This window comes from Paraburkholderia sp. CNPSo 3274 (assembly GCF_024206475.1).
GTDB lineage: Bacteria > Pseudomonadota > Gammaproteobacteria > Burkholderiales > Burkholderiaceae > Paraburkholderia.
The window spans coordinates 39351-59342 of sequence record NZ_JAMBPR010000057.1; the positions used below are offsets into that span (position 1 = coordinate 39351).

At 61.4% G+C, this 19992-nt stretch carries 20 protein-coding genes and 2 pseudogenes; 13 read left to right on the forward strand and 9 right to left on the reverse strand.

The features are described 5' to 3' along the window. Positions 1-52: 52 nt before the first annotated feature. Positions 53-1078 carry a DUF1338 domain-containing protein gene (locus M3I54_RS31095; protein ID WP_254342897.1) on the forward strand — a complete coding sequence of 342 codons (1026 nt, stop codon included), beginning with the start codon at positions 53-55 and terminating at the stop codon, positions 1076-1078. A gap of 10 nt (positions 1079-1088) precedes the next feature. Here the strand turns inward: M3I54_RS31095 and M3I54_RS31100 are convergent, their stop codons facing one another. Continuing rightward, a complete protein-coding gene (locus tag M3I54_RS31100) occupies positions 1089-1712 on the reverse strand; it encodes a helix-turn-helix domain-containing protein (RefSeq protein WP_254317529.1) in 624 nt (207 codons plus the stop codon). 493 nt (positions 1713-2205) lie between these two features. On the opposite strand from M3I54_RS31100, the gene M3I54_RS31105 reads away from it, so the two are divergent. The 4 genes from M3I54_RS31105 (at position 2206) to M3I54_RS31120 (ending at position 7788) form a co-directional block, all read left to right on the forward strand. Next, positions 2206-3357: a branched-chain amino acid ABC transporter substrate-binding protein gene (locus M3I54_RS31105; RefSeq protein WP_254342899.1), complete on the forward strand. Its 1152-nt coding sequence runs from the start codon at positions 2206-2208 to the stop codon at positions 3355-3357. A gap of 250 nt (positions 3358-3607) precedes the next feature. Further along, positions 3608-5107, forward strand: a complete 1500-nt coding sequence (locus tag M3I54_RS31110) for an aldehyde dehydrogenase family protein (RefSeq protein WP_254342900.1) — start codon at positions 3608-3610, stop codon at positions 5105-5107. A gap of 105 nt (positions 5108-5212) precedes the next feature. Beyond that, a complete protein-coding gene (locus M3I54_RS31115) occupies positions 5213-6385 on the forward strand; it encodes an FAD-binding oxidoreductase (RefSeq protein WP_254342902.1) in 1173 nt (390 codons plus the stop codon). A gap of 182 nt (positions 6386-6567) precedes the next feature. Beyond that, complete coding sequence (locus M3I54_RS31120) at positions 6568-7788, forward strand: PLP-dependent aminotransferase family protein (RefSeq protein WP_254342957.1); 1221 nt, start codon at positions 6568-6570, stop codon at positions 7786-7788. A 12-nt stretch (positions 7789-7800) separates the two neighbouring features. On the opposite strand, the gene M3I54_RS31125 is transcribed toward M3I54_RS31120, so the two are convergent. After that, a complete protein-coding gene (locus M3I54_RS31125; RefSeq protein WP_254342904.1) occupies positions 7801-8709 on the reverse strand; it encodes a LysR substrate-binding domain-containing protein in 909 nt (302 codons plus the stop codon). 95 nt (positions 8710-8804) lie between these two features. Between M3I54_RS31125 and M3I54_RS31130 the strand changes: the two genes are divergently transcribed. From M3I54_RS31130 to M3I54_RS31150, 5 genes are all read left to right on the forward strand, one after another. After that, positions 8805-10001, forward strand: coding sequence for an MFS transporter (locus M3I54_RS31130; protein WP_254342906.1), 1197 nt, complete (start codon positions 8805-8807; stop codon positions 9999-10001). Between the two features lie 108 nt (positions 10002-10109). Continuing rightward, a complete protein-coding gene (locus M3I54_RS31135; protein WP_254342921.1) occupies positions 10110-10325 on the forward strand; it encodes a GntR family transcriptional regulator in 216 nt (71 codons plus the stop codon). After that, positions 10322-10798, forward strand: a complete 477-nt coding sequence (locus M3I54_RS31140) for an FCD domain-containing protein (RefSeq protein WP_254342923.1) — start codon at positions 10322-10324, stop codon at positions 10796-10798. Before M3I54_RS31135 ends, M3I54_RS31140 begins: the two co-directional genes overlap by 4 nt. A 63-nt stretch (positions 10799-10861) precedes the next feature. Continuing rightward, on the forward strand, positions 10862-11587 hold the full coding sequence (locus tag M3I54_RS31145; RefSeq protein ID WP_254342925.1) for a haloacid dehalogenase type II: 726 nt from the start codon (positions 10862-10864) through the stop codon (positions 11585-11587). Between the two features lie 10 nt (positions 11588-11597). Continuing rightward, entirely contained in the window at positions 11598-12236 is a 639-nt protein-coding gene (locus M3I54_RS31150) for an NUDIX hydrolase N-terminal domain-containing protein (protein WP_254342927.1), read from the forward strand. Positions 12237-12278: 42 nt separating this feature from the next. Here the strand turns inward: M3I54_RS31150 and M3I54_RS31155 are convergent, their stop codons facing one another. The 6 genes and pseudogenes from M3I54_RS31155 to M3I54_RS31180 all read right to left on the reverse strand — a co-directional run. Continuing rightward, positions 12279-12671 (reverse strand): H-NS family nucleoid-associated regulatory protein, encoded by a 393-nt coding sequence (locus M3I54_RS31155; RefSeq protein WP_309249654.1) that lies wholly within the window; start codon positions 12669-12671, stop codon positions 12279-12281. A gap of 71 nt (positions 12672-12742) precedes the next feature. Then, positions 12743-12994, reverse strand: a complete 252-nt coding sequence (locus M3I54_RS31160) for a hypothetical protein (protein ID WP_375542247.1) — start codon at positions 12992-12994, stop codon at positions 12743-12745. Positions 12995-13031: 37 nt separating this feature from the next. Continuing rightward, a complete protein-coding gene (locus M3I54_RS31165; RefSeq protein WP_254342929.1) occupies positions 13032-13334 on the reverse strand; it encodes a hypothetical protein in 303 nt (100 codons plus the stop codon). Between the two features lie 188 nt (positions 13335-13522). Next, on the reverse strand, positions 13523-14530 hold the full coding sequence (gene lhpH, locus M3I54_RS31170) for a trans-3-hydroxy-L-proline dehydratase (protein ID WP_254342931.1): 1008 nt from the start codon (positions 14528-14530) through the stop codon (positions 13523-13525). Positions 14531-14548: 18 nt separating this feature from the next. Next, the gene (locus tag M3I54_RS31175) at positions 14549-15670 is read right to left on the reverse strand and encodes a branched-chain amino acid ABC transporter substrate-binding protein (protein ID WP_254342932.1); all 1122 of its coding nucleotides are present in this window, start codon (positions 15668-15670) and stop codon (positions 14549-14551) included. 82 nt (positions 15671-15752) lie between these two features. Next, positions 15753-16103: pseudogene (locus tag M3I54_RS31180) on the reverse strand (delta(1)-pyrroline-2-carboxylate reductase family protein); the annotation flags it as partial. A 330-nt stretch (positions 16104-16433) separates the two neighbouring features. On the opposite strand from M3I54_RS31180, the gene M3I54_RS31185 reads away from it, so the two are divergent. After that, the gene (locus tag M3I54_RS31185; protein WP_254342942.1) at positions 16434-17177 is read left to right on the forward strand and encodes a FadR/GntR family transcriptional regulator; all 744 of its coding nucleotides are present in this window, start codon (positions 16434-16436) and stop codon (positions 17175-17177) included. Between the two features lie 123 nt (positions 17178-17300). Continuing rightward, complete coding sequence (locus M3I54_RS31190) at positions 17301-19076, forward strand: phospholipase D-like domain-containing protein (RefSeq protein WP_254342944.1); 1776 nt, start codon at positions 17301-17303, stop codon at positions 19074-19076. 81 nt (positions 19077-19157) lie between these two features. Here M3I54_RS31190 and M3I54_RS31195 read toward each other — a convergent pair. Then, positions 19158-19745 (reverse strand): annotated as a pseudogene (locus tag M3I54_RS31195) (DNA polymerase IV); the annotation flags it as partial. Between the two features lie 51 nt (positions 19746-19796). On the opposite strand from M3I54_RS31195, the gene M3I54_RS31200 reads away from it, so the two are divergent. Beyond that, positions 19797-19992: helix-turn-helix domain-containing protein (locus M3I54_RS31200; RefSeq protein ID WP_254333639.1), on the forward strand; the 196-nt coding region annotated here is incomplete at its 3' end.

Below are 19992 nucleotides of genomic sequence, written 5' to 3' on the forward strand. Positions count from 1 at the left end.
AGAGGCCCGTTTGATGACCGCTGCAACGCGGTCGTTTCCTGTGAGATTGGTGATGCGCAATTCGAACGTAGAACGCTTGTTGTCCGCGCTGCTTGGCCGCGAGAAAACCGAAACCCTCTTTGCAACGCTCAACTTCCCTTCGATGCTCGAAGACTGGGAAAGCGGCACCGTCACGCGCGCCGAACTCGCCCAGGCGATGAACATGGCGCTGTTCGAAGACCTGCTGGAGCGCTCGCCCAACGGCCGCACGTACACGAACGATGCGGTGGCGCAGGGCGGCGCGGTGTACTTCGACCATGGCGCGCTGCGCACCGTGCGCTGGGCGCACAACGGCGAGCTGCCGCCAGGCGAAGCGGCGTTCACGCGCATCCTGCGTCCGCTCGGCTTTCGCCTGAACGGCCGCTATCCGCTGGACAAGCTCGGCATGACGGGGCGCGCTTATGCCCACGAAGACGCGCCCGACGAGATCGCGCAGTTCTTCGTGAGCGAGCTGCACCCCGAGCGCTTTTCGGCGGCGTTCCAGCAAGCCGTAACGAACGTGGTGGGCGCGTCGAAAGATCCGCTCACGCCGCTGGCCATGGCACAGCTCTCAGAACTCGAACGCGACGGCTCGCTGCCGCTCGATGCAGCGCTGCAGCTGCTGCCCGTGACCGTCGGGGCATTCGCGCGGCAGCACGATGTGCCGTCTATTTCGGACTACGAGACATTGCTGCAGGAATCGGCGGAAATGGCGTGGATCGCAACGGAAGGCAACGCCTTCAATCACGCGACCGACCGCGTGGAAGACGTCTTCCAGCTTTCGGACGACGAGAAGGCCAAGGGGCGTCCGATGAAGCCCAGCGTCGAGACCTCGCGCTCGGGCCGCGTGTTTCAGACGGCGTATCGCGCCGACACCGTGGCGCGCGAATTCCGCGCGGCGGACGGCCAGCGCGTGATGCGCGAGGTGCCGGGCTCGTTCTACGAGTTCATCACGCGCAAGCGCACGTTCGATCAGGTCACGCGGCGCTGGCAGACCGATTTGCGCTTCGACGCGGGTAACGCCACCGGCATCTTCAAGATGACCGCGAACGCTGCGTAAGCTTGAAGGTTCAAACGCCCGGCGCGCCGTCCTGCGTGTCCGGGTGCGGTTCGTTGATGAGCCAGAGGACTTCCGCGTCTTCTTCGCTCGTGGAGACGGCCGCATGCCCTGTGCGGCTGTCGAAGTAGAGGCTGTCGCCGGCTTCGAGATGCGTCGGTGCGTACAGCTCGGAGTAGAGGCAAACCGAGCCGCTCAGTATGAAGAGAAATTCTTCGCCTTCATGCCGGCCCCATTCCGTGAACTCATCCAGCGAGTGCGCAGTCACGCGGATGCGGAACGGGTACATCGCCTTGTGCGCGAGTTCCGTTGCCAGCAACTCCATCTGATAGCAGCCCGCCGAATGCTGCTGCCCGCCGCCCTTGCGGGTGAGTGCGCGGCGTCCACTCGCGCGCGGCCTGGGCGCCGAGCCAAACAGTTCGCCGAGGTCGATCTTCAGGCCGTGAACGATCTTCTGCAGCACGTCGAACGTTGGCGACATGACGCCGTTTTCCACCTTCGAGAGCGTGGAGCGCGACACGCCGCACACGCGGCTGGCGGCCTCGAGCGTGTAATCGTGCTTCAGCCGGGCCGCCTTGACGCGCTTGCCCAGCTCCGCCGAAGCGTTCTCGGCGGGCTTGAGGGACGGGGTTTCCATTCGGGAACTCGAGATGTTCGTTGATTGTTCGCGGGTGTTCGCGGGTGTTCGTATCGTACTCTATGTTTCCGATCATAACATTTGCGTATCGCGCGACGTTCGTCACGCGTTGCCGCGATTAACAAGCATGGCTAAGTAAATTGCCCGCCTGGAAGTTGATGATTTCTCACGCAAACCCAGACGGCGCAAGGCATGGCGCGCGCACAATCCGTTCTCGCATGCCATCCATGCACAAGCAGGCATATCGGCGCTATCGGGTATCTCCCAATGCCTGCGATGCCGCGTCACGCGTTGCCGTATCCCCGCGTGGACGGGCTTGATGAGAAAAACGCATTACCTGGTGATTAGATTTCGTTTGATGCCTCCGAAACGGCTGCCGACAATCCGTTCATGTCCCGCCGTCCTGCGGCGCGAGACGAATCCTGTGCGCCGAAGGTCCTCGCGACCATTCGGACGCATCCCCTGCCGGCTTCAGATACCGAAGGAATATCGCATGCATCCTCGTTTCCTCGCTTCTCGTCGTGGCTGCGCGATCGCAGCGTCGTTGATGTTGGTTGCCGGCGCGGTGAACGCGCAGGAAATGGTCGTGAAGATCGGCGTGGCCAGCCCGCTCACGGGCGGCGGCGCAGCGTATGGCAAGGACATCGAGAACGGCGTGCGTCTGGCCGTGGATGAAGCCAACGCCGCGCATCCCACCATCGGCGGCAAGCCGGTCAAGTTCGTGATCGACTCGCAGGATGACCAGAGCGATCCGCGCATTGGTGTGCAGGTCGCGCAGCAACTCGTGGACGACAACGTGGCCGTTGTGATCGGCCACTTCAATTCGGGCACGACGCTGCCGGCCTCGAAGATCTACGCGAAGGCGGGCATTCCGATGATCACGCCGGCGGCGACCAATCCGGCCATCACGCAGGGCGGCTCGCCGACCATCTACCGCGTGATCGCAACCGACTCGCAAAACGCCGGCAACGCGGGCAACTATGCGGCGACGGTGACGAAGGCGAAGCGCATTGCCATCATCGACGACCGCACGGCCTTCGGCCAGGGCGAAGCCGACGAGTTCGAAAAGGCCGTGAAGGCGAGCGGCGGCACGATCGTCGCGCGCGAGTTCACGAACGACAAGGCCGTGGATTTCAGTGCCCAGATTACGAGCATCAAGCGCACGAGTCCGGATCTCGTGTTCTTCGGCGGCCTCGACGCGCAGGCCGCCATGATCGTCAAGCGCATGCGCCAGCTTGGCCTGAAGGCGCAATTCCTCGCGGGCGGCGGCGTCATGGATGCCAACTTCATCAAGCTCGCCGGCGATTCCGCCGATGGGGCTTCGGTGTGGGAATACGGCCAGCCGCTCGGCACGTTGCCCAAGGGCAAGGGGTTCGAGGCGAAGTTCAAGCAGAAATACGGCATCGACATGCTCGCCTACGCGCCGTTCGCCTACGACGCGGCGTGGGTCGCGATCACGGCGATGGAGAAGGCGGGCTCGGCGACTCCGGCGCAGTTCAACGCCGCGCTGAAGGCCACGAACTACGACGGCATTACGGGCAAGATCGCTTTCAATGCCCAGGGCGACCTGAAGAGCCCGAGTTCGACGCTGTATCAGGTCAAGAACGTGGCGTGGGTGCCGGTCACGACGCGAACCGCGGACTGATATCACTCGCCTCTGCTACCGTGAAGGGCGCCGCCTCTGTCGGCGACCAATGCATTGTTTCCAATAGGAAATCGAGCGTGCGCCCGCAGGGCAGCCGCATGTCATCTCGATGGCGGAAAGCCGGGCGGATGCGATACACGCGGCATGGCGAAATTCCCGTGGATTTTCGTGTTGTCGCAGCAAAATTGCGCGTGTATAGTTTCCTAAAGTAGCAATGTTTCGTATCGGAAATTTTTAAGGGATTCTACCTATGAAAGCCTCCACCATCCTCTCGGATCTCGGTATTTCCCAGCTCGCGGAAGCGGGCGACATCGCCGTGCATTCGCCAATCAACGGCGAACTGATCGGCCGCGTCGCGAGCCAGTCGGCGGCCGACGTCGACGCCGTGCTCGCGAAGGCACAGGAGGCGTTCAAGAGCTGGCGCAACGTCCCCGCGCCGCGCCGCGGTGAACTCGTGCGCCTGCTGGGCAACAAGCTGCGCGAACAGAAGCGCGCGCTCGGCAGCCTCGTCTCGCTGGAAACCGGCAAGATTTTCCAGGAAGGTCTCGGCGAAGTGCAGGAAATGATCGACATCTGCGACTTTGCGGTCGGCCTCTCGCGTCAGCTTTACGGTCTGACCATTGCTTCGGAGCGCCCCGGTCACCGCATGGCCGAATCGTGGCATCCGATGGGCGTGTGTACCGTGATTTCCGCCTTCAATTTCCCGGTCGCCGTGTGGTCGTGGAACGCCGCGCTCGCGCTCGTGTGCGGCAACGCCGTGGTCTGGAAGCCTTCGGAAAAAACGCCGCTCACCGCGGTTGCCGTCAACAAGATCATGCAGGACGTGTTGAAGGAATTCGGCGATGCGCCCGAAGGCCTCACGAGCCTGGTCGTTGGCGGCCGCGAAGTGGGTGCGAAGCTTGTGGCGGATCCGCGTTCGAACATCGTGAGCGCAACCGGCAGCACCGAAATGGGCCGCACCGTCGGCGTGGAAGTCGCGCGACGTTTCGGCCGCTCACTGCTCGAACTGGGCGGCAACAACGCCGGCATCGTCTCCGCGACTGCCGATCTCGAACTCGCGCTGCGCGGCATCCTGTTCTCGGCGGTCGGCACGGCGGGCCAGCGCTGCACGTCGCTGCGTCGGCTCTTCGTGCACGAGAGCGTGTACGACAAGGCAGTCGAGCGCCTGAAGACGCTCTACGGCAAGGTTGTGATCGGCAATCCGCTGGAACAGGGCACGCTGATGGGGCCGCTCATCGACGAGCAGTCGTTCGCTCGCATGCAGTCGGCGCTCGAGCAGGCAAAGCGCGAAGGCGGCAAGGTGTTCGGCGGCGAGCGCCACACGGTGGCCGGCAACGAAAAGGGCTTCTACGTGCGTCCGGCGATCGTCGAGATGCCGTCGCAAACCGAAGTTGTCCTGAGGGAAACCTTCGCACCGATTCTTTACGTCCTCAAGTACAGCGACTTCGGCGACGCCATCGATGCGAACAACGCGGCCCACCATGGCCTCTCGTCCTGCGTGTTCACGACGGACCTGCGCGAGAGCGAGCGCTTCACGTCGGCCTCGGGCAGCGATTGCGGTATTGCGAACGTGAACATCGGGCCGAGCGGCGCGGAGATCGGCGGCGCGTTCGGTGGCGAAAAGGAAACAGGCGGCGGGCGCGAGTCGGGCTCCGACGCGTGGAAGGCTTATATGCGTCGTGCGACCAATACGGTCAACTATTCGTCGGCGCTGCCGCTCGCACAGGGCATCGATTTCAACGTCGAATAAGCGCAGTGATGTACGTGACCGGGCGCTTTGTGCACCCGGTCGATGGATCGATTCGCGCAAACCCAATCCATGCGCGCCTCAGTTATCCGCAATCTGGAGCAAGTCGTGAGTTCTCAAGTCGTTATCGTTGGCGGCGGGGTAATCGGTAGTTCTATTGCTTACTTTCTGCGCGCAGCCGACCCAACGGTTTCCGTGACAGTGTTCGAGCGCGACCCGAGTTACGCGCGCTCGTCGTCGGCGCTTTCGGCCGCGTCGATCCGGCAGCAGTTTTCCACGCCGTTGTCGATCCAGATGTCGCTATTCGGCATCGAGTTTCTGCGTGGCATTGGCGAGCGGCTCGAAGTGAACGGCAGCCGTCCGTCGATCGATCTGCATGAGGGCGGCTATCTTTTCCTGGCCACGGAAGCGGGTGATGCGACGCTGCGCGAGAATCACGCGCTGCAAACGCGTCTTGGCGCGGACATCGAACTCATGTCGCGCGACGCGTTGCACGCGAAGTTTCCCTGGCTCAACGTCGAGGATCTCGCAAGCGGTGCGTATGGCCGCAGCGGCGAGGGCTGGTTCGACGGCTACGGCCTCGTGCAGGCGTTGCGCAAAAAGGCGCAGTCGCTCGGCGCGCGCTATGTGCCGGCCGATGTGACTGGCGTCGTGCGCAGCGGCCGCAAGGTCACGCACGTGATCGCGAGCGACGGCGAACGCCATGCGTGCGACACGCTGGTGAACGCAGCCGGCGCGTGGGCGCGCAAGCTCGCGGAAATGATGGACATCGACATTCCGGTTTATGCGCGCCGCCGCAGCATTTTCAACGTGTCGTCGCCGGCACGGCTTACCACCTGCCCGTTGCTGATCGATCCGTCTGGTGTGTATTTCCGCCCCGAGGGCAACACATACATCACCGGAACGTCGCCGAGCGCGGCAAACGACCCCAACGATCTGCCGCTCGACGAAGTCGATCATGCCATCTTCGACGACGTGATCTGGCCCACGCTTGCGCATCGCGTGCCGGGGTTCGAGGCGCTGCGCGTGGAGAACTGCTGGTCCGGCTATTACGAGTACAACGTGCTCGACCAGAACGCCATCATTGGTTATCACCCGGCCATCGACAACTGCGTGTTTGCCAATGGTTTTAGCGGGCACGGTCTGCAGCAGGGGCCGGCAACCGGGCGCGGCGTGAGCGAGCTGATCCTCAACGGCAGGTACACGACGCTCGATCTTGCTTCGCTCGACTGGTCGCGCGTGCTTGAAAATCGGCCGATCGTCGAAAAGAACGTCGTGTGACGGCGGGTAGTCAGGCCGCGCAAAAAAAGCCCGTGATTTCACGGGCTTTTTTATTGCTCGACGGCTTGATGAGCAAACCGCATGACATGGTGATTAGATTTCGTTTGATACGCCCGTGAGGGCTGACCACAATCGAAGCTTGTCCGTTGCCGCGCCTAACCGCCATCGACTCCATGTCCGCCATTTACGATTTCACCGCGCCCTTTCAGCATCCCGCCGGCTCGCCCATTCGCGAGCTTTTCAAGTACCTGGGAGAACCAGGCATGATTTCCTTCGCTGGCGGCTATCCTGCCAGCGACCTGTTCGATGCCGATGGACTGCAGGCGGCAGCGGCTCAGGCATGGCAGGCTTCCACGCGCTGCCTTCAATATGGCCCGACCGACGGGTTGCCTGAATTGAAAACGCAACTGCTCGCGCTGATGGCGCGCCGTGGTGTGACCTGCGCGCTCGAAGAGATGCTCGTTACGACAGGGTCGCAGCAAGGCCTCGATCTCTTGTTGCGCGTGCTGCTCAATCCGGGCGATACGGCCTTGACCGAGCAGCCGGCGTATCCGGCCACGCTGCAGGCGCTCAGGCTCCAGCAGGCGCATGTCGTGACGGTACCGGTAGACGGCGACGGTCTCGACGTGGACGAACTCGCCGCGCGGCTCGCTTCGGGCGCGATTGTCCGGCCCAAGCTGCTGTACACGGTGCCGACCTTCGCGAATCCCACCGGGGCCACGCTCACGCGCGAACGGCGCCTTGCGCTCTTGCGTCTCGCCGTTCAATACCGCTTCGTGATCGTCGAGGACGATCCATACGGCGATCTGCGTTTCGCGGGCAATGCTGTGCCGTCGATGCTTGCGCTGGCAAGCGAGGTGCAGGGCGCGCGCGATTGGATCGTGCACTTCTCGAGTCTTTCGAAAGTCGTCGCGCCTGGCTTGCGCGTAGGCTGGACTATCGCGCCCGCTGAAATCGCGCGGCGCTGCGTGATCGCCAAGCAGACCGTCGACCTGTGCAGCACGCCGTGGACCCAGGCGATCGCCGCGCACTATCTGGAAGCAGGCTCGCTCGAACGGCACCTTCCGCACATCACGCAAGCGTATCAGCGCAAATGCGAAGCGCTTTGCGATGGCTTGTGCGCGCAGTTCGGCGACGGAATCGCGTTTCATCGACCCGAAGGCGGCATGTTCGTTTGGGCGCGTATTCCGGATCTGGCGATCGATGCGCTCTTGCCGAATGCAATTGCCAACAAGGTGATTTTTGTTCCGGGCAAGGCGTTTTTCGCTGATGAGCCGGACGCCGCGTCGCTGCGTCTTTCTTTCGCCGCGCCGAACGTGGATGAGATTCGCGAAGGCGTGGCGCGTTTGAAGCGGGCCGCGCATGGCACGCGAGCGGCGAGCGCGGCGTCGGCACCTGTTTGAAATTCGCGCCATTCAAAAGCCGCGCGTTTCCCTTTGCGCAACCGACTGCGCAAGCTCGACGAAGCGCTCCACGCATGTCGAGGTGAACGGCTCGGTCCACGAGACAGTCTGGTCGAGTGCAGGCGCACCGCGCAACGGCACATAGGCCACGCCCGAGCGCTGCAGCGCCATCGTGAAGGCCGGCACGATGGCGACGCCGCGCTCGGCCGCGACGAGCGATATCAGCGCTGCAGTTTGCGAAGCGGTCGGCCCGATGCGCGGCTCCATCCCTGCTTGCGCGCACAACGAATCTAGCGCTGCAGTCAGCGCCGACCCAGATCCCGGCGGAAAGATCAGAAACGTCTCGTCGCGAAGCTCGGCGAAGTCGATCGACTGCTTGCGCGCATGCACACTGCCGCTCGGCACGGCGGCGATGAGCGGCTCGTGCGCGATCACGAGCGAACTCAGACTGTCTTCCTGGGCGTTCGCTGCTGACCAGCCGAAGCCGATATCGAGTGCGCCCTCAACGATCTGCCGATGCTGACTCGCGGTGGCGACCTCACGAAAGGTCAGTTCCACCTCGGGCAGCGCGCGGCCTGCATTGCGCACGATTTCCGCGAATGCGTCGGACATGGGAATCGAGCTCGTGTAGCCGATCGCAATGCGGCCTGTCACGCCCTGCGCGAGCTTGCGTGCGGTGGCCTGCGCCTCGCCAACGGCATGCAACACGCCGCGTGCTCGCTCGAGGAACAAAATGCCTTCTGGCGTGAGTTTGACGGCGCGCGTCGAACGCTCGAAAAGGCGAATGCCGAGTTCGGCTTCCAGCGCCGCGATATGACGCGTTAGCGGCGGCTGCGCAATGTTCAGGCGCACGGCGGCGCGCCCGAAGTGCAGTTCTTCGGCAACGGTGACGAAATAGCGGAGGCGGCGCAGGTCGAGCATTCTTGTTCTGGCGGTATCAATGGCGACGAAAACGGTATTGGCCCGCGCGTTGGCCGGTCCTCAGACTGTCAGTTGGACCAGACAGGGCGTCAAGCATGAAAGACAAATCCATTCGAGCCGCGTTCTTCCTGTGCGGCTTCGCGGCCTTCATCAATCTCTACGCCACGCAAGGCATTCTGCGCGAACTCGCCGTCACGTTCGGCGTGAGCGCGGAGCGCGCCGGGCAGGGCGTGAGTGCAACCACGCTGGCCGTCGCCATTATCGCGCCGTTTGTCGGCACCCTGGCGGCGCGCTTCGACAGGCGGAACGTGATTGTCGCCGCCGCGCTCGCATCGGCGGTGCCCGTTGTCTGGTCCGCGCATGCGCCGAGTTTTGCGTCCTTCCTCACGGCCCGTTTCGCCGCGGGCGTGCTGATGCCGTTCATTTTCGCCATGTCGATTTCGTACATCGGCGAACGCTATCACCGCGAGCGCGCCACCGAGGTGAGCGCAATCTTCGTGGCAGGCACCACGCTGGGCGGGTTCGCCGGACGTTTCGTCACCAACCTGCTCACTTCGATGCTCGGCTGGCGTCACGCGCTCGACATCGTGGCGGTGCTCAGTTTCGCGACGGGTCTCGCGATCTATGCGAGCCTGCCTGCATCGGGTGCTGTGCGCGCAGAAGGCGGTTCCGCAACGAAGGCGCAATGGAAACTGGCGATGCGCGGCCCGGTGCTCGCCTCATTCGCCGTGGGCGCATGCGTGCTCGCCTCTCAAGTCGCGACGTTCACCTTCGTGGGCCTGCGGCTCACGCGCGCGCCGTTCGAATTCTCGACGGCGGGCATCGGCGCGATTTATGCCGTGTTCCTCGTTGCGGTGGTCGTCACGCCGATCTCGGGCCGCATCGCGAGGCACCGGGGGCCACGCGACCTCGCGCTCGCAGCGGTTGGCCTCGCCATTGCGGGCAGCCTGCTGACGCTGCCAGACAGCGTCGGCGCGATCCTCGTTGGGCTCGCGCTCGGCTCGACGGCGGTTTTCGTCGAACAGGCCTGCGCCAACGCGTTTATTTCGCATGCCGCCGCCGGGGCGCGGACTACGGCGATCGGAATCTACCTCTCCTGCTATTACTTCGGCGGCAGCCTCGGCTCCGTGTTGCCGATTCCAGCATGGCATCGCTGGGGCTGGGTGGGGTGCGTGGCGTTCGTCGTGGCCGCTCAGGCCCTTGTCGGGCTGCTCGTGTTCGGGTTCTGGCGGCCCGAGCGCGCCGCCGCACGGAGCGATGCGCGCGGTGCGCCAGGGCAATCGCCTGGTTGACAGCGTAAATATTGGCTTCTTACTATGAATACAGCATTGCACACAAAATGATATGCAGAGTTGTGTGGCGTCGGCATCGTGCATGGCCACGACGACGGCGGGAAGACCATGAGCAAAGCGACCAACGAGGCAGAGGCGGGTGTCCGCCGCCATGGCGGACGATACATCTATGAAGAGCTGCGCAGACAGATTCTGACGCTGCAACTCAAGCCTGGTGCGCCGCTGGACGAGGTATCGCTCGCTGAGCAATTCGGCCTTTCGCGCTCGCCCGGCTCATTAGCGAGGGGCTCGTCACGATCCTCCCTAATCGCACGACGCTCGTGACGCCGCTGGAAATCGAGGAATTTCCCAAATACGTTTCGGCTCTCGACCTCATTCAGCGCGCGGTGACCCGGCTCGCCGCGCTGCATCGCAGGCAAGAGGACCTCGCGATTCTCAAGAAAGCCGACGCCGCGTATATGAAAGCGGTCGAGAGCGGGGATGCCGAGGCGTTGACCGAGAGGAACAAGCAGCTGCACATGGCCATTGCGCATGCGGCAAACAATCCGTATTTCGTGGGGTATTACGAACGGCTGCTGGGCGAGGGGCAACGCCTGACGCATCTTCACTTCGACTACACGGTGACCTCGCCTCACGCGACCAAGCTGGGGAATGACCATAGCGAGATCATCGATGCCATTGCGCGTAAGGACGCCGATCTGGCCGAGAAGCTCGCACACGAACACACGATGCATTTCCAGAAACGGTTCCTCGACTACATGCGCCAGAACATGACGGAATCGATCGCCATTGTGTGATTCGCGGCGTCGAAGCGGCCTGGACACTGTGATCGCCGCCATGCACTTCCAGGAGGAGTAACCGTGGAATTGACCGACTTCGACACACTGACTTTTGACTGCTACGGCACACTGATTGACTGGGAAAGCGGCATCTTCGCTGGCCTTAACGCCCTGATCGAACGGGCCAGGACGCCGCTGTCAAGGGACCAGGTTCTCGAGGCACACGCGCGGCACGAGTCGTCGCAGCAGAAATACACGCCGGCCAAGCGATACCAGGAACTGCTGCCCATCGTCTACAAGCGGCTGGCCGAGGAATGGGGACTGTCGTTCACGCACGAGGAGTGCGTGGACTACGGGCGGTCGGTGCGGAACTGGCCGGCATTCGAGGATGCCGTAGCCGCGCTGCATTACCTGAAGAAGCACTACAAACTGGTCATACTCTCCAACGTCGACAATGAGACGTTCAGCTACAGCAACGCAAGGTTGCAGGTAGAGTTCGACGCAATTTTCACGGCGGAAGATGTCGGCTCATACAAGCCATCGGCGCGAAACTTCGAATACATGTTCGAGAAGCTGAGTGAGCGTGGCATCCAGAAGGAAAAGATCCTTCACGCTGCCGAAAGTCTCTTCCACGATCACAAGCCTGCCAGTGAGTTTGGTTTGGCGTCGTGCTGGATCTATCGCCGTCATTCGCAGCCGGGCTTTGGCGCGACCATGAATCCCGGATGGCAGCCGAACGTCGCCTTCCGCTTCAACAGCATGGCAGACTTCGCGAAGGCGCATCAGGAAGCCGCGGCGAAAAAGTAAGGCGGTATTGATGTCCACGCCTGTCAATCAAGAATCGCTGAGAGCACGTCTTGCGCAGGCGCGCCGGCTACGGGCACTTGCGCAATCGGGTTTGCACTACGCGACGAGCGCCTTCGACAAGGAAAGGTACGCGGAAATCGCCAGCATCGCGCATCAGCAACTCGCGGAAATGGCGTCCATGCAAGCAAGCGAAGTCGCCGCGCTCTTTGCTTTAGAAACGGGATACGCGAATCCTAAACTCGATGTGAGGTGCGCCGTCTTCAATCCGTCCGGTCAAATCCTTCTCGTGCGGGAGGCCGTGGATGGTTTGTGGTCTCTGCCCGGCGGCTGGGCCGACGTAGGCGTTTCGCCCGCGGAGAACGCGGCAAAAGAGGTTCGTGAAGAAAGCGGCTACACGGTGAACATCGTTCGGCTGCTGGCCGTGTGGGATATGCTCAAGCACGGACATCCGCCTTCCGTGTTTCACATCTGGAAACTGGTTTTCCTTGGGGAAATCGTGCGCGCGGGTGAAATATCCGGAGCCGAAACCGACGCCGTTCAGTTCTTTGATATCGATAACCTTCCAGCCTTGTCGCAAGGCCGAATTCTGCCGGAACAAATTCGACGACTGGACGCACTGCGCAATAACAGTGACGTCGAATTCGACTGAAGTTTCTCTTTGACGCCGGGGCGGCAGCTGACGGCGATGCCTTCAGGCGGCGCCGGAGTGTTCCGTTCTGACTGTTTCCAGGCGGCTGCCGGCAAATGGGTCGTGCCGCCAGTCCACGCTTGGGGTTTTCACTGGCTGCTGTACAGCCGTTTCGCCGATTGCAAAATGCTCGAGCGACTGCCCGGCGCTTGTTGCCTGCACCACCCACCGCGGGGCGTCGCCCTTGCCGTCCCACGTGTGGCCAGCCGCATCACGGTAACGTGCGGCGCGCATTTGCGCGGCATCTGCAGCCATTGACGCGGCGATATCTTCCGGTTCGATACCAAATTCGGCCATCCGACGCTGCAGATAGGCCACGATGCTTTCGCGTTTTCGTTCGTCCATTTCTAGTTGTGCTTCGCTCTGAATGCAACTCTTGAGCAGAATATAGCGCAAGTCGCGTGCCGCCAGGATATCACAGCTTGAACGGGCGTCTCTGGCGGCTGTAGCGAAAGGCTCGGCGGGAATCAGGTGTTTAGCTTCTGGGAGCGCTCGGCTTCGTGTTCTGCGGCCCGTTCTTCCGCATGCTTTTTCGCAACATGATGGCCCACGATGCAGCCGCCAACGGCTCCAGCAACGGCGTGGTGGCCCGCATAATGTCCGGCTACGCCACCCACGACAGCGCCCTTAAGGCAGCCGGCGGCATGTGCGGTTCCGGCTGCCGCCAGTCCTAAAGTGGCAGCCGCGGCAAGCATCCTGATTCGATTATTGACGTTCATGATAATCACTTGTGTGAAATTATAACTGCAAACCGGCTCAATAGCCCCAGCGGCCATGGTCGTGCCACTCGCGCTCACGCCATTGGTGTTCGCGCCGCTCGTGTTCTCGCCATTCGTGTTCCCGCCAGTCACGCGCGCGCCAGCCGTCGTCGCCGCGCCAGGCCACCGCGACCGGAGGAGGCGCATAGGCGGGCGGCGGAGCGACGTACACCGGCTGAGCCGGGGCGTAGACAGCGCCAGGCAGGTCGACCCCCAAGGCCACATCGACATGCGCAAACGCTGCACTCGACGCTGCCAGTGCGGCCGCGCCCAGTACCACGCCGAGAATCGTCCTTTTCATTTCACTACTCCTCCGCACGTGTCGTGCGTTTCTGGTAAGCACGGTTCGGAGTGTAGGCGGCGGGCCCGGACACAGGTGCAACTGCGGTGCGAGTTTCGTAACGGCGCGTTATTTCGAGTGTTCTGATGCGAAGCGCGGACGCTCATTCAAAGCGTTCCGCGCTAACGGGTACCACGAGGAGGAAGCGTCTACCGGACAAGGAACCCGTAAGTCAGAGGGTCACGCTCGTCCACAATCCAGGTCGCGAAGCCGCAAACAAACGCGTTACCTTCGACTTCCGGGATCACTGCCTTGAAGTCGCCGACTGTCGTCTCGCTGAGCACGCGTCCTTTGAAAACAGTGCCGATAATAGACTCGTTTACAAGGGTCTCGTCTTTGCCGAGTTCGCCCCGCAGGTACAACTGGGCGACGCGTCCACCTGTGCCGGAGCCGGTCGGCGAGCGGTCCACTTCGCGGTCCGCGAATACGCAGCAGTTGGCTTGCGTCGAGCCTTCGTGCCGCGGTGCGTTGGCGATGATGGTCCCGTAAATGTGGTTGATTTCGGGGATCTCGGGATGCTCGACAGGATATGCCTTGTTCGCGGCTTCCTTCACCTCGGCGCCGAAGCGGATGAGTTCCTCGACCGACGTCTCGCGTACTGCGAGGCCATGCGGCTGCCCATCGGTATAGAAATAAAACGCACCGCCGAAAGCGATGTCGCCCTTCACCGTACCAAATGACGGCGTCTCGACAGTCACATCCCGCTTCCAGATGAACGATGGAACATTCACGAATCGCACGTTGCCGGCGTGTTCGCCATCCCACTGAACGAATGCTTCGATAAAGCCACAGGGAGCGTCGATGCCGACACGCGTTTCCGGAACACTGCGTTGGACCCAGCCAAGTTCGACCGCAGCGGTAGACAGCGCGATCACGCCGTGTCCGCAGTGGTCGCTATAGCCCTCGTTATGGAGGAAGATGATGCCAAAGTCGGCGGTTGGGCTGACCGGTTCGGTCAGATAGCCACCGTACATATCGGCGTGACCGCGCGGCTCGAACATCAACGCGGTGCGGATTTCGTCGGCGTTTTCCTTCAGCCACGCGCGACGCTTCACGATCGTGTCGCCGGGCAGGCGAGGCAATCCGCTGGTGACGATACGGAACGCTTCGCCGCCGGTATGAACTTCGACGGTCGTTATGGTACGAGTAGTCTTCATGATGTTTGTGCTATTGGCTCACTGACCGTACGGAACCGGCAGGCCGTCCTTGATGATGTAGACGGTCGTCGGTGCGCCCACGAGGTCGCCGTTTGCATCGAAAGAGTAAGTGCCCGCGACGCCCTTGTAGTCGGTCTTAGCCAACTGGGCAACAAGCCTGGCTTTATCGGTGGTGGTGCCCGCCTTGACCATCGCGTCGGCGAGCAGTTTCACGCCGTCGTAGTAGTTGACGGCATAGACCTGCGTGTCGGCGTGGTAGGCGTCCTTGTACTTCTTCAGGAAGTCACGGCCGGCTGCAGTCTTGTCCAGCGCGACGCCGCCCTGCGCGCAATACACGATCGACGCTGCCTCACCCGCAACCTTGCCCATGTCGGCCGAGCAGATGCCATCGCCGCCCAGCAACTTTGCGCGCAGTCCGCGCGCGCGCATCTGCTTGGCCATTGGCGCACCCTGAGCCGCGTATCCGCCGAAGAAGATGACGTCGGGGTTCTTCGCCTTGATGGTGGTGAGGATGCCCAGGAAGTCAGTCGCCGCAGAGTTGGTGAACTCCTGGTCGACGATCTGGATGCCGTTCGCCTTCGCCTCCTTCACGAACTGCTCCGCCACCCCTTGGCCATACGCCGTGCGGTCGTCGATAACCGCTGCAGTCTTCGCCTTCAACGTCTTTGCAGCGAACTGGCCCATCGTCCCGCCCAACTGCTCATCGCTTGCGCCAATACGGAAGATGGTCTTGAAGCCTTGTTTCGTCAGCGCCGGATTCGAAGCAACGGGGAGAATCGGAATACCGGCGGCGTTATAGACACGTGATGCCGGAATCGCCACGCCGGAGTTGTACGGACCCATGACGGCGACCACGCCGCTGTCGACAAGCTTTTGCGCGACCTGGACGCCGACCTTCGGGTCTGCCTGGTCGTCTTCCGAATCCAGTTTGAAGGTCACCTTCTTGCCATCGACCGTCACGCCGCTCTTGTTCAGTTCGTCGATGGCGAGGCGAGCGCCATTCTCGTTGTCCTTTCCGTTCGGCGCCTGCGGGCCCGTAAGCGGCGCCGAGTGACCGATGGTGACGACAGTTTGAGCATGAGCGGTGAGGCAGAAACCGGCGGCCGTGAGGACGGCGAGGGTGGTGGCGGTGTAGCGCATGATGTCTCCAGATTATTGGACTGCCAGGCGAAAGCGGGCTTGAACTGCTGCTGTGGTTGCGAGGCGCCGTTGCGAACGACGTTTATCGCAGGGCGTCGCGAGCGACCCGGCAAGCCGCCAGGTCCCATGCTGCACAGCCTACGCTTTTAAAGAGAATGGGTTTCGTTGTCCTGAAGTCACCGGCGAGGGCTATGGCCAGCGGGGAAACGGCGGTCCAGTCCACGGTGGCCTGGATGAGATCTCCGGCTTCGTGTTTTGCGCCGACTGGGTCGTCGACCACCAAAGCACTGCCGTCGACGGTTTGGCTGGAAATTTCCGCCGCATCGGGCGTGAATGCGCCGACGCCCACGACCAGGCGGCCCGTACGTGCAGACTCCGAAGGCACCGGCGTTTTGCTGGTAGTCAGCGTGATGACGACGTCTGCGGTCTCCGGATTTCGGATGTCGCGTGAGGTCATTCGGAAGCCTTTGGTTCTGGGTGTCAGAAAGCTGATGCATTTGGCCAGGTCGGTTTCTGGCTCAAGTCCGCCCAATTTCCTGGGTTCGGTGTGGAACGAATTTATACCGCTAGTGGCTGAATGGCAAGCCAATTTACGCCGTTTTGGCGCCGTCGTGGACTTCTATTGGACCAAAAAGCGTGGTGTGGCCGGGGCAGACTGGTGCGGAGTTCCCCGCTTTTTAGCGCATACGCCCCACGGCCATCAGGAAGTGGTCGCGAAAGTGGTATATTTTGGAACCACCTCGCGGCGCACTGAGAACTCACGATGGCATCCGCTCGCTTCGAACTTGAAGGCAACTTTCGGCCACTGCAGATTTACGAGCAGGTGTCGGAAAAGATTCGGGCCGAAATCCGAAGCGGCCGATTCCTGCCGGAAGCCCGGCTGCCGTCGGAGCGTGAACTGGCCACGCTCTTTGGCGTCGGGCGGCCTGCCGTGCGTGAAGCCATCGGGCAATTGCAAAACGAAGGCCTGGTTGTCACGAAGCGCAACTCGGGCACTTACGTGGCTGCCGCGGCCAACCAGATTCTTGCCGCGGCGCCGAGCGTAGAAACTCAGGCTGGGGAATCCACGTCGGACTTCAGCCCGTCGGCTACGCTCGACGTGCGCTTGATTCTCGAGCCTGCAATTGCAAGGCGAGCGGCAGCACGCAAACAGCGAGACCGGCTGGCCGAGCACTATCTGGACCAGATGGAGACGTTGACGGACGTGGCGACGCCCGAAGAGCGGGCGCTGTGGAACAACAGCGACAGGCTTTTCCATCGTCAACTGGCGGTGATGACAGGGGATGTGTTGCTGGCGAAGCTCGCGGAAGAAATCGCATCGACCATGGACCAGTCGCTTTGGAAGCGACTCAAGGACGATGGGATTTATGACCCGGCTCGCATTCGACTGTACGTTGCAGAGCATCGGCTGATTTACGAAGCCATTGTCTGCGGCGACGCCGATGCGGCGGCGTTCTATGTCGAGCAGCATATTCATCGGGTGCAAAGGGATATCACGCCGCAGTAAATGTCCTTGTCGCCGCTCTGGGCAGCGTCATCGAAACGACATCCAGGCAACATACTTCGTTCACTGTTTCAACAAACTCCTGGTCGAAACTGTGGCTTTTGGCTAACACAGCAGAGGTGAAGGATGTCGACAAAGGTCCGCAGCTATCTCTCCCCGACGTTGGTTTTACTCGCGCTCGACTGGCCAGACGGTGCGATACGTGCCGACTTCCTGGGTTTCGCCATAGAGCGGGCCCCGGGCTTCACAAGCCCAGACGGAAAATCCCATGAGGCAAGCAGTTGGCTCCCCAATCGAATCACGTTCAAAGGGCCGGTGCCGGACGGGAAGCCTGATGCGCCTTCGAACATCGCGCCGATTCAAAAATTCATGTGGTGGGACGCGCGCATCGAGGAAGCCGACAGAGGCAAGCAGTTCAAGTACACCGTCTATCCGGTAGTCGGTACGCCGGACAATTTGAATCTGCTGAGCGCAGAGGCGAATTCGTGTGAGCTCACGCTTCCGGCGCACATCGAAGACGGTGTGGGTACCTGGTTCAATCGTGCGGTCGTGAGTTCACAGGCTTTTGCACGACAAGTCAAAGCGATGGGAATCGATCCGCATACCGCGCCGCCGGACCCAGAGGCGCTTGAACTTCGAACGTGGCTCGCAAACGATATGCAGCTTGTGTTCAAGGAAATATTCCTCGACGCGTCGCACGCGGCAGCAGCCGTCTATCACTTGACTGACCCGCTTTGGGCGATCCCGGCGTTCAAGGATTTTGGAACCGCTCACGGCAAAGCTAATGTTGCCGTCGTCTACGACTCTCACCTGGTTCGCGAAAAAGGCAAACCTCCCGCTCCATCACCCAATCAACCCGCGGTCGATGCACTGAGCAGCGTCGTGACTTTCTGCCCGCGTGACAAGACGCATATCATGCACGACAAGCTTATCGTGACGGATAGGGGTGATAGACAAGGTAACCCGGCATTCGTCGTTGCAGGTTCTGCGAATTTTACGACGGAAGGCATCACGGAACAGGCCAACGTGCTTCACCTGTTCGATTCGACCGACCTCGCGAAACTGTACGACGACAGGACGAAAGCCATCGCCAGCAATCCGCCGGTCAACCAAACCGCTGAACTCACGAATGGCTGGTCTGATCCCGTGACGGTGGGAAGCGCAGCAGTGCGCGCTTGCTTCTCTCCGGAAACGAAAACCAGACGTACCCAGATCGATACGATCGTAGAAGCGATAGGGAAGGCGCAGCATTCCGTCTTGTTTTGCCTCTTCATGCCGACAGATGAACCGCTTCGCGACGCCTGCTTTGCCGCCGGCGACAAGGGGCTAATGATGTTCGGCCTCGTCAACAACATCAGCGAAAAGTCCGCTGAGAATGCGCAAGAGGCGCAAAGAGCAGGGGAAGCGGTGAATACGACTGCTCTGGCAAACCTCGCGCTCTATCATCGAAGCAAGCAAAACCGCGACGTCATCGACGCATCGTACTTTTCCCCGGCGACCGTGCCCGAAGGATTCGAACCCGAGCTCCGGCTTTTTCCTGGCGAAGTCGCGCCCGGCTACGCTCCGGTCATCATCCACCATAAGTTCATTGTCATCGACGCCGAAGGAAACAATCCGATTGTCTACACGGGCTCGGCCAACATGAGCAACAACTCCGAGCATTTCAACGACGAGAACCTGCTCGAAATAAAAGACACGCGAATTGCCGCCATTTACCTTGCTGAGTTCATGCGGCTATACGAGCACTATCGTGCACGCGCCGTTGGAATCGAGGAGCAGCAGCATAGAACCGTTCAACGTCTGTTGCTGCAGCCTGACCGCGAGTGGGCAGACAAGTATTACAAGGCGAATAGTCCGGAGGAGAAGGCGCGGATTGCATTGGCATCAGATCCGGCCAACTGATCCAATCACTTCAGTCACCGCGCAGTCACCGCGCAGTCACCGCGCACGCCTCGTACGCCGCGAGGCGCTGCGCGTTGCCGGCTAAAAATCCAGTGTGAATTGAGGTGACTCGTTGCCAGAAGCTTCTCCGGCAGGGTGGAGGTTGCCGGCCTTGACTCCCAACAGTCTGATGGATTTAACGAGCTCGACTCTTTTCAGGCACTCAGTCGCCGCGCGACGCAACGCTTTCGCGTCAGAAATAGGTTCAGGAAGCGTTACGTCACGCGTTACTGTCTTGAAGTCATTGAAGTGCAGCTTGATGCCGATCTTCCTGGCCAAATAGCCCTTTCGCTGCAGATCGAGTGCCACTTGTTCGCATAGGCGGGTAAAAGCTGCGCCCAGTTCCTGTCGGTGCCGTACCGCGTGTAAATCCCGTTCAAATGTGGTCTCGCGACTCATCGAGACGGGCTCGCTATGCGTCACCACAGGCCTGTCATCGAGTCCGTGAGAGACTTTGCGAAGCCACGCCCCGTAGCTCCGTCCAAAGTGCTCTATGAGCCAACGCTCGTCGCGCGCAGCGATCTCACCGATGGTCGCTATTCCCAACGACGCGAGCTTGGCGGCCGCCTTAGGGCCGACGCCGTTGATCTTGCTTGCCGCCATTGGCCAAATCCTGGATTGCACGTCCTCTAGTCCATTGCGTCATTGAAAAAGCACCTTATTTGGTATTCAATGAAACACATGGAAAAGATGAACTTAACCACGCTTGAGCGCAAACAATTGCTGTCGGCGGCTCGTAGTCAAACGGTGCGCGCAGCAGACACGCGGCGTGCCCGGTTGATCCTGATGCTTGACGACGGAGAGACACGTGAGGCGATCATGCAGCGGCTGCGCTGTGACTCCCGCTTCATTAGCCGTTGGTCGAGCCGGTTTCTGG